This window comes from Streptomyces pseudoechinosporeus, assembly GCF_054783935.1.
Genome location: NZ_BAAGPS010000091.1, coordinates 161091 through 173815, shown reverse-complemented (window position 1 = coordinate 173815; position 12725 = coordinate 161091). Strand labels below are relative to the sequence as shown.

9 protein-coding genes are annotated in these 12725 nt (G+C 70.7%); 5 read left to right on the top strand and 4 right to left on the bottom strand.

Annotation, left to right across the window (positions count from 1 at the left end):
- The first annotated feature begins 22 nt into the window (after positions 1-22).
- From pcaDC to ACYVO6_RS47620, 3 genes are all read left to right on the top strand, one after another.
- Positions 23-1306: a bifunctional 3-oxoadipate enol-lactonase/4-carboxymuconolactone decarboxylase PcaDC gene (gene pcaDC / locus ACYVO6_RS47630; protein WP_461073137.1), complete on the top strand. Its 1284-nt coding sequence runs from the start codon at positions 23-25 to the stop codon at positions 1304-1306.
- A gap of 76 nt (positions 1307-1382) precedes the next feature.
- Positions 1383-2018 carry an MBL fold metallo-hydrolase gene (locus tag ACYVO6_RS47625; protein ID WP_461072969.1) on the top strand — a complete coding sequence of 212 codons (636 nt, stop codon included), beginning with the start codon at positions 1383-1385 and terminating at the stop codon, positions 2016-2018.
- Positions 2019-2069: 51 nt separating this feature from the next.
- Positions 2070-2849 carry an exodeoxyribonuclease III gene (locus tag ACYVO6_RS47620; RefSeq protein WP_461072967.1) on the top strand — a complete coding sequence of 260 codons (780 nt, stop codon included), beginning with the start codon at positions 2070-2072 and terminating at the stop codon, positions 2847-2849.
- A 125-nt stretch (positions 2850-2974) separates the two neighbouring features.
- Here ACYVO6_RS47620 and ACYVO6_RS47615 read toward each other — a convergent pair whose 3' ends face one another.
- On the bottom strand, positions 2975-4687 hold the full coding sequence (locus ACYVO6_RS47615) for an SGNH/GDSL hydrolase family protein (protein ID WP_461073135.1): 1713 nt from the start codon (positions 4685-4687) through the stop codon (positions 2975-2977).
- 270 nt (positions 4688-4957) lie between these two features.
- Here ACYVO6_RS47615 and ACYVO6_RS47610 point away from each other — a divergent pair, with 270 nt between their 5' ends.
- Complete coding sequence (locus ACYVO6_RS47610) at positions 4958-5395, top strand: DUF6278 family protein (RefSeq protein ID WP_461072965.1); 438 nt, start codon at positions 4958-4960, stop codon at positions 5393-5395.
- Positions 5396-5557: 162 nt separating this feature from the next.
- Here the strand turns inward: ACYVO6_RS47610 and ACYVO6_RS47605 are convergent, their stop codons facing one another.
- Both ACYVO6_RS47605 and ACYVO6_RS47600 read right to left on the bottom strand, forming a co-directional pair.
- A complete protein-coding gene (locus tag ACYVO6_RS47605; protein ID WP_461072963.1) occupies positions 5558-7138 on the bottom strand; it encodes an alpha/beta fold hydrolase in 1581 nt (526 codons plus the stop codon).
- 116 nt (positions 7139-7254) lie between these two features.
- Complete coding sequence (locus ACYVO6_RS47600) at positions 7255-8013, bottom strand: hypothetical protein (RefSeq protein WP_461072961.1); 759 nt, start codon at positions 8011-8013, stop codon at positions 7255-7257.
- A 104-nt stretch (positions 8014-8117) separates the two neighbouring features.
- On the opposite strand from ACYVO6_RS47600, the gene ggt reads away from it, so the two are divergent.
- Positions 8118-9920 (top strand): gamma-glutamyltransferase, encoded by a 1803-nt coding sequence (ggt, locus tag ACYVO6_RS47595; RefSeq protein ID WP_461072959.1) that lies wholly within the window; start codon positions 8118-8120, stop codon positions 9918-9920.
- 37 nt (positions 9921-9957) lie between these two features.
- On the opposite strand, the gene ACYVO6_RS47590 is transcribed toward ggt, so the two are convergent.
- Entirely contained in the window at positions 9958-12573 is a 2616-nt protein-coding gene (locus ACYVO6_RS47590; RefSeq protein WP_461072957.1) for an ATP-dependent Clp protease ATP-binding subunit, read from the bottom strand.
- Positions 12574-12725: the final 152 nt, after the last annotated feature.

The following is a 12725-nucleotide window of genomic DNA, read 5'->3' as shown; positions in this document are numbered from 1 at the left end:
CTAGCTTGGAGCGGTGAGTGAGATGAAGACCCCTGCCCTCCAGTACCGCTTCGACGGCCCGGAAGACGCCCCGGTCCTCGTCCTCGGTCCCTCGCTCGGCACGACGTGGCATATGTGGGACCGGCAGGTCCCGGAGCTGATGAAGCACTGGAGGATCTTCCGGTTCGACCTGCCGGGCCACGGTGGCGCGCCCGCGTACCCGGCCGGTTCGGTCAACGACCTCGCCGACCGGCTGCTCGGCACGCTCGACGGGCTCGGCGTCCAGCGGTTCGGCTATGCGGGCTGCGCGCTCGGCGGCGCCGTCGGCACGGAGCTGGCCCTGCGCCACCCGGAGCGGGTCGCCTCGCTCGCCCTGATCGCCGCCTCACCGCGCTTCGGCACGGCCGACGAGTTCCGCCAGCGCGGCGTGATCGTACGGACGAACGGCCTCGACCCCATCGCCCGTACGTCCCCGGAGCGCTGGTTCACCACCGGCTTCGCCGCCGCCCAGCCCGCGATCACCGAGTGGGCCGTGCAGATGGTACGCACCACCGACCCCGGCTGCTACATCGCCGCCTGCGAGGCGCTCGCCTCCTTCGACGTACGCCCCGAACTGGGCCGCGTCGGCGTGCCCACGCTCGTCCTCGTCGGCTCCGACGACCAGGTCACCGGCCCCGCCGAAGCCCGCACCCTGGTCGCCGGAATACCGGACGCCCGTCTCGCAGTCGTGCCCGGCGCCTCGCACCTGGTCCCGGTGGAGCAGCCCGCCGCGGTCACCGACCTCCTCGTACGGCACTTCACCAGCGCCTGGCAGCCCGCCTTCGACACGACCACCGGCCATATGGCGATCGCGGCGTCCCCGGTCAAGCCGGTGCTGGCCGCGGCCCCGCCGGTCGCGCCCGTCGCCGAGATCGCCGCCGCCGAGCAGCCCGAGGCCCTGGGCAGGCCCGACCCGTACGACGCGGGCATCAAGGTCCGCCGTGAGGTGCTCGGTGACGCGCACGTGGACCGGGCGTTCGCCCAGGCGGACGAGTTCTCCGGGGACTTCCAGGAGTTCATCACGCGCTACGCGTGGGGCGAGGTATGGGACCGGCCCGGTCTGGACAGACGCTCGCGCAGCTGCGTCACGCTCACCGCCCTCGTCGCGGGCGGCCACCTCGAAGAACTCGCCTTCCACACCCGGGCCGCCCTCCGCAACGGCCTCACTCCGGCCGAGATCAAGGAAGTACTCCTCCACGCGGCCGTCTACTGCGGCGTACCCGCTGCGAACAGCGCCTTCAAGGTGGCGCAGCAGGTCATCCGCGAGGAGACCACGCCCCAGGAGTGAGCACTGGGAGTGAGCACTGGGAGTGAGGTCGCTCCTGGGGAGAGGTCGTTCCTGGGGCGGGGGCAGGATGGAGACCATGAAGCTCACGAAGAAGTCGCACGCCTGTATCCGGCTCGAGAAGGACGGGCGCACGCTCGTCATCGACCCCGGCGGTTTCAGCGAGGAGGACGCCGCGGTCGGCGCGGACGCGATCCTGGTCACGCACGAGCACCCCGACCACTTCGACGAGGGGCGGCTGCGGGCCGGTCTTGAGGCCAACCCCGGCGCCGAGCTGTGGACCCTGAAGTCCGTCTCCGACCAGATCGCGGCGGCGTTCCCCGGCCGTGTGCACACCGTCGGCCACGGCGACACCTTCACCGCCGCGGGCTTCGACGTCCAGGTCCACGGCGAACTGCACGCCGTCATCCACCCCGACATCCCGCGCATCACCAACGTCGGCTATCTCATCGACGGCGGCCGCGTCTTCCACCCGGGCGACGCCCTCACCGTCCCCGACCAGCCGGTCGAGACGCTGATGCTCCCGGTGATGGCCCCCTGGAACAAGATCGCCGAGGTCATCGAGTACGTACGCGAGGTCAAACCGCAGCGCGCGTACGACATCCATGACGCCCTCCTCACCGACCTCGCCCGCCCGATCTACGACCGGCAGATCGGCGGCCTGGGCGGTGCGGAACACCTGCGGCTGACGCCGGGCACCTCGGCCGAACTCTGAGCGCAAGCCTTCCGCGGGTCGTTGTCAGACCCTCCCGGTAAGTTGTGAGGCATGCGCATCGCCACCTGGAACGTGAACTCGATCACTGCCCGTCTCCCCAGGCTGCTGGCCTGGCTGGAGAGCAGCGGCACCGACGTGCTGTGCCTCCAGGAGGCCAAGACCACCGCCGAGCAGTTCCCCACCGCCGAACTCCGCGAGCTTGGCTACGAGTCGGCGGTGCATGCGACGGGCCGTTGGAACGGCGTGGCGGTGATCTCCCGCTCAGGCCTCGAAGACGTGGTCAAGGGCCTGCCCGGCGACCCCGGTTACGACGGTGTCCAGGAGCCCAGGGCCATAGCCGCGACCTGCGGCCCGATCCGCGTCTGGTCGGTGTACGTGCCGAACGGCCGAGAGGTGGACCACCCCCACTTCGCGTACAAGCTCCAGTGGTTCGAGGCCCTCAAGGCGGCGGTCGCGGGCGACGCAGGCGGCAGCCGCCCGTTCGCGGTGCTGGGCGATTACAACGTCGCGCCGACGGACGACGACGTCTACGACATCTCCGCCTTCGAGGGCTCCACCCACGTCACCCCCGCCGAGCGCGCCGCCCTCACCGAACTCCGCGAGGCCGGCCTCTCGGACGTGGTCCCGCGCCCCCTCAAGTACGACCACCCGTACACGTACTGGGACTACCGCCAACTCGGCTTCCCCAAGAACCGCGGCATGCGCATCGACCTGGTCTACGGCAACGAACCCTTCGCAAAGGCGGTCACGGACGCGTACGTGGACAGGGAGGAGCGCAAGGGCAAGGGCGCGTCCGATCACGCGCCGGTGGTGGTGGACTTGGACGTGTAACCGACGCCCTTTGGGGCGCCCCGCGGGGGCGCGCCCCAAAGGGGCGCGGGGAACTGCGCGACCAGCCACGACGGACCTGCAGCCGAATGACGACCTCCCCGCGAAGCGGCGGCGCGGCACTGCAGCTACAGCAACTTCAAATCCACAGCCTCCGCCAGCGCAGCGAGCCCCGCATTCCCCGGATGCAGATGATCCCCGCTGTCGTACACCGGCAGCATGCGGGAGGGGTGCGCCGGATCCCGCAACACCGCATCAAAGTCGAGCACGCCGTCAAACGCGGAGCTGGACAGAATCCACCCGTTCACCGCGGAGCGGCCGGCGTCGGCGGCAGCCGTGCACCGCGCCTCGCCCTCGCAGGGGACGATCGTCGCGGCCAGCACCCGCAGCCCACGAGCGTGCGCCCGGTCGGCGATCTCCCGGAGCCCGGCGATGACCTGGTCCGCGCTCGCGCCCCAGCGGACGTCGTTGACGCCCTGGAACACGATGGCCGTACGGGCCGACGTCTGGGCGAGGACGTCACGGTCGAGGCGGTTCAGGGCGCTCACGCCGCCCGTGTCGGTGGAGACGCCGTCGCCGGGGTAGCGGTCGGCGACCACACGGTTCGCCGAGATGCCGTGGTTGAGGACCCCGTAGTGCGGGACCACGTCCTGGTTCCGCAGCCGCCCGGCGAGCACATCGCCCCAGCGCAGGTTCGCGTCCGGCGTCGACTTCTCGCCGTCGGTGATCGAGTCCCCGAGCAGCACCACGGAACCGGGCCCGCCACCCACGTCCACACCGGTCAGCAGCGGCCAGTTGCTGATCGTCGAGGTGTACGCGTCCGGGGTGGCGTCCGCCGCATGGTCGCCCGGCTCACTGAGGTACGACCGCTGGACGGCCAGGCTGTGCACGGGCGCGGCGGTCACCGTTCCCGGCAGATGGAAGCTCACGAGCAGATTGGCGTCCGCGGGCACGTCGAAGCCGAGCGGATCGCTGAACGCCTGCGCCCCCGCGGGGATTTCGGTCCCGGCGGCGCCCCGGAACGACAGCGGTACGGGAGCGCTCCGCGGGCTCGCACCGGACGCCTGAACCGCCACCGTCGCACTGCCGATCCGTACGGGCGCGGCGGCGAAGGTGTTGTCGAGCCGGATCCGTACGCGCGGTCCGCCCGCCGAGGTGTGCACGACGAGGCGCAGCGTCCGGTCCGTCCAGGGCCCGACCGCCGTGTACCCGGAGGTCGAGGTGGCCCAACTGCCTGTCCAGCCAGGGGAGTCGGCACGTACCGACAGCGCGAACACATGCAGGTCGTCATTGCGTGGCAGCTGGACCGAGGCGACGGTCCGGCCGTGGACGAGCGGCACGGTCACGACGTACAGCCGTGCCTTCTCGGCGAGTTGCCCGCCGGGCGTGTTGACGTGCGGCAGTGCCACGGCCTTCGTCGCGAGGGGGCCGCGGCGCCAGTCCGGGGCGGTCAGCCGGTACGAGGAGTGCGAGCCGTTCGCGTACCGCACCACACCCGTGCCCGTGGCCGCGTCGCCGGCCGTGCCCGCCACCAGGAAGGCGAGGGCGTCGCCACGGCCGCGCACCCGGACGGACTGGCCGTCGGCGCGCACGTTGTCGGCCTGGCCCGCCGCCCTGCGCGGCCAGGTCAGCCGGGCACCCTGGACGGTCAGTGTGCGGCCCGGCGTCCAGCCCGCGGCGGTCAGGTCCCGGGCCGACAAGGAGCCGCCCGAGCCGTCGAAGTCCGCCTCGCCGGGCCGCGTGTCATCGCTGACGGCCGTGTTGTCGAAGAGCCGCTCCAGCGGGAGCGGGTCGACCTGGGTGGACAACCCGGTCTTCGCGGACGCCGTCGGCACCGCCATCATGAGAAGAGCGAGAGCGACGGCCGGACCCCAGACACGTCGGTGCACGACCGACTCCTCCCGTTCGCCGACAGGACAACACGTGCTGCATGACATGTGCGAGACGACAGATGCAAGCGACAGACGCGCGACAACAGATGCTCCGGGAAGCTAAGGAGACGGCAGGGCCCCGTCAATGATCGACACGCGAACTCCGGGCGAAATCCCCTGGAACAAGCGGCTCCGCGTGCCCTGTGGTGCACCGGGCGATATGGATGACAGGCTGGGAGTATGAACATCTCGTTCCTGGGCAACTGGCGCAAGAAGCGAGACCCCGCCAGAGTCGCTGTCTTCCCCGACAGCGAGAGCGATCGTGAGGGGGTGGCCGAGCTTCTCTCCGAATGCGAACTGCTGCGCTCCCAGGCGTACCAGGCGGGAATCGAACTCGACGACTCCCCGGCCTCGTTGGAGGCGCTCGACCAGCTGCTGCCGCGCTGGCGCGACGACGAGGAGAGCCTGCCCTGGCTCGGCAACGACGCCGGCCTGTATCTCGGCACCGTCATCCTGCGCACGGTCCCCGGTGCGACCTGGCAGCTGTGGCCCAACGGCCAGCCGGTGGTGCGGCTGGAATCCGGCCGCGAGATCGACGTGGTCGCCGCCGGGCGCGAGTGGGCGGCCAGCGGCGTACCGGAACTCTCTCAGCTGTACGGCGAGGTGTCGGAGGCGTAATCCGTCGTCGGCGTGAAGCATTCTCGGTGTGACCCATCACCCCGGCAGTCCCCGATCCTCAAGCACTGACGGGGTGATGCGTTCAAGAACTCCTTGGGGGAGCGGTGACTCACGGGCAATGGCCCGCCCGGCAGCAGCCGCAGACCACTACCCGTCCAACCGCTACCCGCCCAACGGAACCGACACGTACGACGGATCGGCCGCGGGTGAGGAGAAGGTCAGCTGCGCGCCGGTCGGGTTGTGCTCGATGTAGAGCGGGTCGACCGTGTCGACGACCAGGGCGAGCCGATGGCCCGCCGGGACGTCGTAGGCCGTGGAGAACAGCTCCAGGTCGACGCCGAACGGCTTGCCCGGCGTCTGCCCGTGGAACGTATACGGCGCGTTGCTGACCAGCTTGCCGAGGCCGAGCGGGCCCACGTCGTAGAGGTACGCGACGAGGGTGCCGCTCTCCTTGGTGCTGGTGACCGTGGTGTGCAGCTTCGTGGTCCCGCGCACCCGCCCGGCGCTCGCGTACTTCTCCGACTGCCATACGGCGGCGTACCGGCGTGGCAGGAACGGCATCGAGGCCATCGGGGGCAGCTGGGCCACCTGGTCGAGGATGCTGGAGAGGAAGACGATCCCGCCGTCCGCGCCGGAGTTGACGTTCGCGCGGATCGTGGTGGTGCCCGCGAGGTCGATCTTCTTGCGGGTCGCGGTGACCGACTTCCAGTCCGGGTAGCCCTCGTAGTCGCCTGTGGAGCGGGACTTGAGCCGGACGGGCTGCTCGCGGTCGATGCCGTTGTCCGCGCCTTTGAGGTGGTGGTCGAACCAGCGGGCGGTGTCGGTCCACACGTCGTTGGGCAGGCCGAGCAGTCCGGTCGCCTCGTTGGTGGCGTGGTCGCCGGGGCGCAGTTCCAGCCGTTTGGGGCCGGTCAGCTTCTCGTAGAAGTCGGCGTACTGGTTGGGCGGGAAGATCGTGTCGCCCCAGGCGTTGGCCATCATGACCGCCGTGCCGTTGGCGTTGATCCGGTCGACGTACGTCGCGGGGGAGCGCTTCTTCCCCCAGGCGATGATCTCCGGCTCCGCGGCCAGGTTGGAGGCGAAGAAGTCCTTGAAGATCTGCTTGAGTTCGGGGCTCTGGCGGCCGGTGATGGTGCCGGCGCCGTCCAGCAGGGCCGCCGCCTGGGAGTGCTGGGTGCGGCCGGAGTAGATCGAGTCGATCAGGTCGGCCCAGCCGCTGAGTGCGGCAACCGCCTTGACGCGCTTGTCGTGTGCGGCGGCGAGCAGGCTGATGCCCGCACCGTACGAGAGGCCCGCCATGCCGACCTTGTCCGCGTCGGCCGGGGTGTTGGCGAGGGCCCAGTCGATCACCTTGGAGGCATCGGCGACGTCGGGCGGGCCCGCCACCTCGATATGGCCGCCGGACTGCCAGAAGCCGCGGACGTTGTAACTGACGACCACATAGCCGGAGTTGGCGAGCTTCTGGGCCTGGGCGAGGTACTCGACCTGCGGCAGGCCCCAGCTCGTCGGCAGCACGATCAGCGGGTAGCGGCGGGTGCCGTCGTCGTCCGTGGGGGTGACGACGTTGGCCTTGAGGGTGGTGCCGCCGTCTCCGGCGATGTCTACGAACCGGACGCCGGCCGCGGCCGACACGGAGGGCGCCGACTGTGCGGCGGGGGCGATGGTGAGGGCCGTGCCGGCGAGCAAGGTCGCCGAAACGGCACCAACTGCGGTGGTACGCAGGGCTTTGCGAGGGCTTCCCACGGGTCACTCCTCACTCGTGTAAGTGCAAAGTGACCCGACGGTAACCGCTCTCCATTACCGGAGGTAACCCGTCGGTAAGTTACGTGGGAGTAACGATCGTTGAAATGTGTAGAGACCTAGGAGGCGCGATGTCCCTTCTGGGGAGCGGCCTCAACCGCCGGGGTCTGCGCGGCCTTTGTGACGTCCGCGACGAGCTCGACGACATCGGAGCCGTATGCCTGGGAGTTGACGACCTTCAGGAGCAGGACGAAGGAGTTGTTGCCGTGCTTGCGCGTCAGTCGCTCGTGATGGCGGGCGAGATAGCGGGTGGCCGCCTGGTTGGTGATCGCGCGCTGGCCGCAGAAGACGAACACAGGTCTCGTCGTGTCGTGGCCCTGGCCCGCGGTGAGCCGGGCGAGAAACGCGTACTCGTTCCTGCCGGGCTCCAGGCGATAGGTCTCCCCGCCGATCTGGAAGGCGCCGCGGTCCGGGCCCGGCTCCGGATCCGTGTTCAGGCGGACGCCCGGCAGCAGCGAGTGCAGATGCGCGGCCATCCGGCGATTTGCCGAGGGATGGCCCACACAGAACTCCGTACGTTCCCCGAAGCCCTGCTGCGCCGCGTCATGCGCGACGAGTTGGGAGTGCGCGCCGCAGTCCTTGATCAGCGCGGCGAGTTCGAGCAGCGCGGCCACATCGTGGCGCACGACCGTGAGGTCCGGGCCGCCCGCATCGCGATTCACCACCAGCAGCGACTCGGAGTTCTCGGGCAGCCCGAAGAAGGCCTGCTTACGGTGGAGTTTGCGCTTCCACAGGTACGTACGGGCGAGCCAGCCGAGCGCGGCGCCGATGACGGCCAGGGCCGCGCCCAGAACGATGTTGCGCACGTCGTCATTCATGGGCGCGCATGGTAGCGGGCGCGCCGGAACGCTGTTCGAGGAGTCCCTGACGGGATCATGGCGAAGAAGTACGCTGCGCAGACGGCTGTTAACTGGAGGTAGGGATGCGTCGTCGTCCGGTCAGACGGAATCTCGCGGTCCTGGCGGTCTCGGCCGCCGTGGTGTCGGTCGGGGCGGCACCCCCGTCCGCGCCGGCCACCGCGACGCCGAAGAAGGAGCCGGTCGCCGTCGGATACGGCGGGGCCGTGGCGAGCGTCGACGCGGACGCGTCCGCCGCCGGCATCGAGGTCCTGCGCAAGGGCGGCAACGCGGTGGACGCGGCCGTCGCCACGGCAGCGGCGCTCGGCGTCACCGAGCCGTACTCCGCGGGCATCGGCGGGGGCGGCTACTTCGTCTACTACGACGCCAAGTCCCGTACGGTGCACACCATCGACGGACGCGAGACGGCACCGCTGACCGCCGACTCGGGGCTCTTCCTGGAGAACGGCCGGCCGATCCCGTTCGCCGACGCGGTGACCAGCGGCCTCGGCGTGGGGACGCCCGGGACGCCAGCCACCTGGCAGACGGCACTCGACGCCTGGGGCAGCAAGCGGCTCGGCCCGCTGCTGAAGCCCGCCGAACGGCTCGCGCGCGAAGGGTTCACCGTCGATGCGACCTTCCGCTCCCAGACGGAGTCCAACCAGGCCCGCTTCAAGGACTTCCCGGACACGGCCGAGCTGTTCCTCCCCGGCGGCCAACTGCCCGTGGTCGGCGCCACGTTCAAGAACCCCGATCTGGCGCGTACGTACGAGGAGTTGGGCCGCAAGGGCGTCGGCGCGCTCTACCGCGGCAAGCTGGCGCGCGACATCGTCGACACGGTCAACGACCCGCCCGTGGACCCGGCTTCGGGACGTAACGCACGCCCCGGCGAGCTGTCCCTGAAGGACCTCGCGGCGTACGAGACGAAGCGGCAGGCGCCCACGAAGACCTCGTACCGCGGTCTGAACGTCTACTCCATCGCCCCCTCCTCCTCCGGCGGCACCACGGTCGGAGAAGCGCTCAACATCCTTGAGAACACGGACCTTTCGAAGGCCACGGACGTCCAGTACCTGCACCGCTACATCGAGGCGAGCCGCATCGCCTTCGCCGACCGGGGGCGCTGGGTGGGCGACCCCGCCTTCGAGGACGTACCGACGAAGGAACTGCTGTCGCAGAAGTACGCCGACTCGCGCGAGTGCCTGATCAAGGACGACGCGGTGCTGACGAGCCCGCTGGCGCCGGGAGATCCGCGGAACCCCGCGGCCTGCTCAACCGGCGGTACGGCGGCACCGACGACGTACGAGGGTGAGAACACCACGCACCTCACGGCCGCCGACAAGTGGGGCAACGTCGTCGCCTACACCCTCACCATCGAGCAGACCGGCGGCAGCGGCATCACCGTCCCGGACCGTGGCTTCATCCTCAACAACGAGCTGACGGACTTCTCCTTCACACCCGCGAGCCCCGATGTGCACGACCCGAACCTGCCGGGTCCGGGCAAGCGGCCGCGCTCGTCGATCTCGCCGACGATCGTGCTGGACCAGCACAACAAGCCGGTGGTGGCGCTCGGTTCGCCGGGCGGCGCGACGATCATCACGACCGTGCTGCAGACGCTGACGGGCTTCGTCGACCGTGGCCTGCCGTTGGTCGACGCGATCGCCGCGCCCCGCGCCAGTCAGCGCAACCAGACGACCACCGAGCTCGAACCGGGCCTGTGGAACAGCGAGTTGAAGACTCCGCTGGAGTCGATCGGCCATGGTTTCCGGCAGAACCCGGAGATCGGCGCGGCGACGGGCGTCCAGCGGTTGCCGAACGGGAAGTGGCTGGCGGCGGCGGAGAAGGTACGGCGAGGGGGCGGCTCGGCGATGGTGGTGACACCGGCGAAGTAGTTCAGCCTTCGGCTCGGCGGGTCTCGTCGTACGTAGCTCAGCCTTCGGCTTGGCGGGGCTCGTCGGTGCTCGCGTCGGTGTGGAACACCGGCTGTCCGGCCTCGATGTCCACCGTCACCCGGCTGCCCGCCGTGAGGCGGCCGTCGAGGAGCAGGCGGGACAGCCGGTTGTCGATCTCCCGCTGGATGGTGCGGCGCAGCGGCCGGGCGCCGTACTCGGGCTCGTGTCCGCGCTGCGCGAGCCAGTCGACGGCCCTGTCGGTGAAGGTGACCGCGATGTCCTGGGCGTGCAGCCGGCGCTGGGTCTGCTCCAGCAAGTGCTCGGTGATGCGGTGCAGTTGATCGGCGGTCAGCTGCCGGAAGACGACGACCTCGTCGATCCGGTTGAGGAACTCCGGCCGGAAGTGCTGGCGCAGCGGGCGCAGGATCTGCTCACGGCGGGCCTGCTCGTCGGCCTCGGCGTCGCGCGCGGCGAAGCCGAGGCCGGTGCCGCGGGTGATCGCCTCGGAGCCGAGGTTGCTGGTCATCACGATCACGGTGTTGGTGAAGTCCACCGTGCGGCCCTGGGCGTCGGTGAGGCGGCCGTCGTCGAGGACCTGCAACAGGATGTTGAAGACGTCGGGGTGGGCCTTCTCCACCTCGTCGAGCAGGAGCAGCGAGTACGGGTGCCGCCGTACGGTCTCGGTGAGCTGCCCGGCCTCCTCGTGGCCGACATAGCCGGGCGGGGCGCCGACGAGCCGGCTCACGGTGTGCCGTTCCTGGTACTCGCTCATGTCCAGGCGCACCATCCGCTCCTCGCTGCCGAACAGGGCCTCCGCCAGCGCGCGGGCCAGCTCCGTCTTGCCGACCCCGGTCGGGCCGAGGAAGAGGAAGCTGCCGATCGGCCGGTCGGGGCTGGCGAGACCGGCCCGGGAGCGCAGGATCGCGTCGGCCACGACCCTGACCGCCTCGTCCTGTCCGACGACCCTCTCGTGCAGATGCTCCTCCAGGCCGAGCAGCCGGTCCTTCTCCTCGGTGGTGAGGCTGCTGACCGGGATGCCGGTCTGCCGGGAGACCACCTCGGCGACGGCCTCGGCGGTGACCTCGAGCTGCTGCCCCTCGTCGGCCTCCCCGTCGCGCCCCGCCTCGATCTTCGTCTTCAGCTCGGTGATCCGGTCGCGCAACTGTGTGGCCTGCTCGTACTGCTCGCTCGCCACCGCCTGGTCCTTGTCCCGGGTGAGCTGCTCGACCTCGCGCTCCAGGGCGCGTACGTCGGTGCCCTTGGTCCGGGCGTGCAGGCGCACGCGGGCGCCCGCCTGGTCCATCAGGTCGATGGCCTTGTCCGGCAGATGGCGGTCCGTGATGTAGCGGTCGGACAGCTCCACGGCGGCGACCAGGGCCTCGTCGGCGTAGCGGACCTGGTGATGGGCCTCGTACCGGTCGCTCAGGCCGCGCAGGATCTCCAGCGCGTCCGCGGCGGAGGGCTCGGGGACCAGGATCGGCTGGAACCGGCGCGCCAGAGCCGCGTCCTTCTCGATCCGGCGGAACTCCTCCAGCGTCGTGGCGCCCACGACATGCAGCTCACCACGGGCCAGGGCCGGCTTGAGGATGTTGCCCGCGTCCATCGAGCCGCCCTCGCCGCCGCCTCCGGCGCCGACGACGGTGTGCAGCTCGTCGATGAAGACGATCAGCTCGTCGGAGTTCGTACGGATCTCGTCGACGATGTTGGTCAGCCGCTCCTCGAAGTCACCGCGGTAGCGCGTCCCGGCGACCACGCCCGACAGGTCCAGGGCGACCACCCGGCGCCCGGCGAGGACGTCGGGCACGTCCCCGTCGACGATGCGCTCCGCGAGGCCCTCCACTATGGCGGTCTTGCCCACGCCCGCGTCGCCGATCAGGACCGGGTTGTTCTTGCCACGCCGGGACAGCACCTCGACGGTCTGCTCGATCTCCTGGTCCCGGCCGATGACCGGGTCGATACGGCCCTGCCGGGCGAGGTCGGTGAGATCCCGGCCGTACTTGTCCAGGGTCGGGGTGGGGGAGGAACGCGTCCGCTCGGGGTGTGCGGGGGCGCCTGCCGCCGGGGCCGATCCCTCGGGCGGGCGGGGGGAGGGGCTGAACCGGGCGGCGTTCAGGATGTGCCCGGCGGCGGAGTCGGGGTTCGCGGCGAGGGCGCTGAGGACGTGTTCGGGGCCGATGTAGCCGACGCCTTGCGCCCTGGCCAGGGCGTGGGCGTCGAGGAGGGCGCGTTTGACTGCCGGGGTGATGCCGAGGGGGGTGTGGGGGCGGTCGTCGGCCCGGCCGTCGGGTTGGTCTTCGCGTCGGTCCTCGGGGCGGTCGGGTGACTGGTCGGGCTTGTTGTCGGCCGGGCCCACTCGTTCGTCGATCTCGGTGGCCAGCGCGTCGGGGTCGGCGCCGGCGCGGGCCAGGAGACTGCGGGTGGGTTCGACGGCGAGGGCGGCGCGGAGGAGGTGCTGGGTTTCGAGGTCCGTACTGCCGTGTTCGGTGGCGTACGTCGCGGCGGTGGCGACCAGCTGGCGGGCGGGGCCGCTCATCAGCCGGCCGATGTCGATGTGCCGGGGGGCGGGGCTCGGCCCGCCCCCGAAGAAGCGGGCGAAGAATTCTCCGAAGGGGTCCGGGCCGTAGCCCTGCGGACCTGGGAAGCCGCTGGTCATGGCCGTCCTCGCATGTCGACTACCGTGCGGCTCGCGAGTGCCCATGACTCCGTCGGTTACACGTGGGGGTTCGTTGCCGGGTGCGGGTTGGTGGGTGGTTGCTCGCGCCGTTCCCCGCGCCCCTTTGGGTCCGGTGGTGGGTCGGGGCCGTG

What these genes read in the sequence shown, in the direction of transcription:
- pcaDC (WP_461073137.1), top strand. Translation starts at nt 23, where the DNA reads ATGAAGACCCCTGCCCTCCAGTACCGCTTCGACGGCCCGGAAGACGCC.
- ACYVO6_RS47625 (WP_461072969.1), top strand. Translation starts at nt 1,383, where the DNA reads ATGAAGCTCACGAAGAAGTCGCACGCCTGTATCCGGCTCGAGAAGGAC.
- ACYVO6_RS47620 (WP_461072967.1), top strand. Translation starts at nt 2,070, where the DNA reads ATGCGCATCGCCACCTGGAACGTGAACTCGATCACTGCCCGTCTCCCC.
- ACYVO6_RS47615 (WP_461073135.1), bottom strand. Translation starts at nt 4,687, where the DNA reads ATGGCGGTGCCGACGGCGTCCGCGAAGACCGGGTTGTCCACCCAGGTC.
- ACYVO6_RS47610 (WP_461072965.1), top strand. Translation starts at nt 4,958, where the DNA reads ATGAACATCTCGTTCCTGGGCAACTGGCGCAAGAAGCGAGACCCCGCC.
- ACYVO6_RS47600 (WP_461072961.1), bottom strand. Translation starts at nt 8,013, where the DNA reads ATGAATGACGACGTGCGCAACATCGTTCTGGGCGCGGCCCTGGCCGTC.
- ggt (WP_461072959.1), top strand. Translation starts at nt 8,118, where the DNA reads ATGCGTCGTCGTCCGGTCAGACGGAATCTCGCGGTCCTGGCGGTCTCG.
- ACYVO6_RS47590 (WP_461072957.1), bottom strand. Translation starts at nt 12,573, where the DNA reads ATGACCAGCGGCTTCCCAGGTCCGCAGGGCTACGGCCCGGACCCCTTC.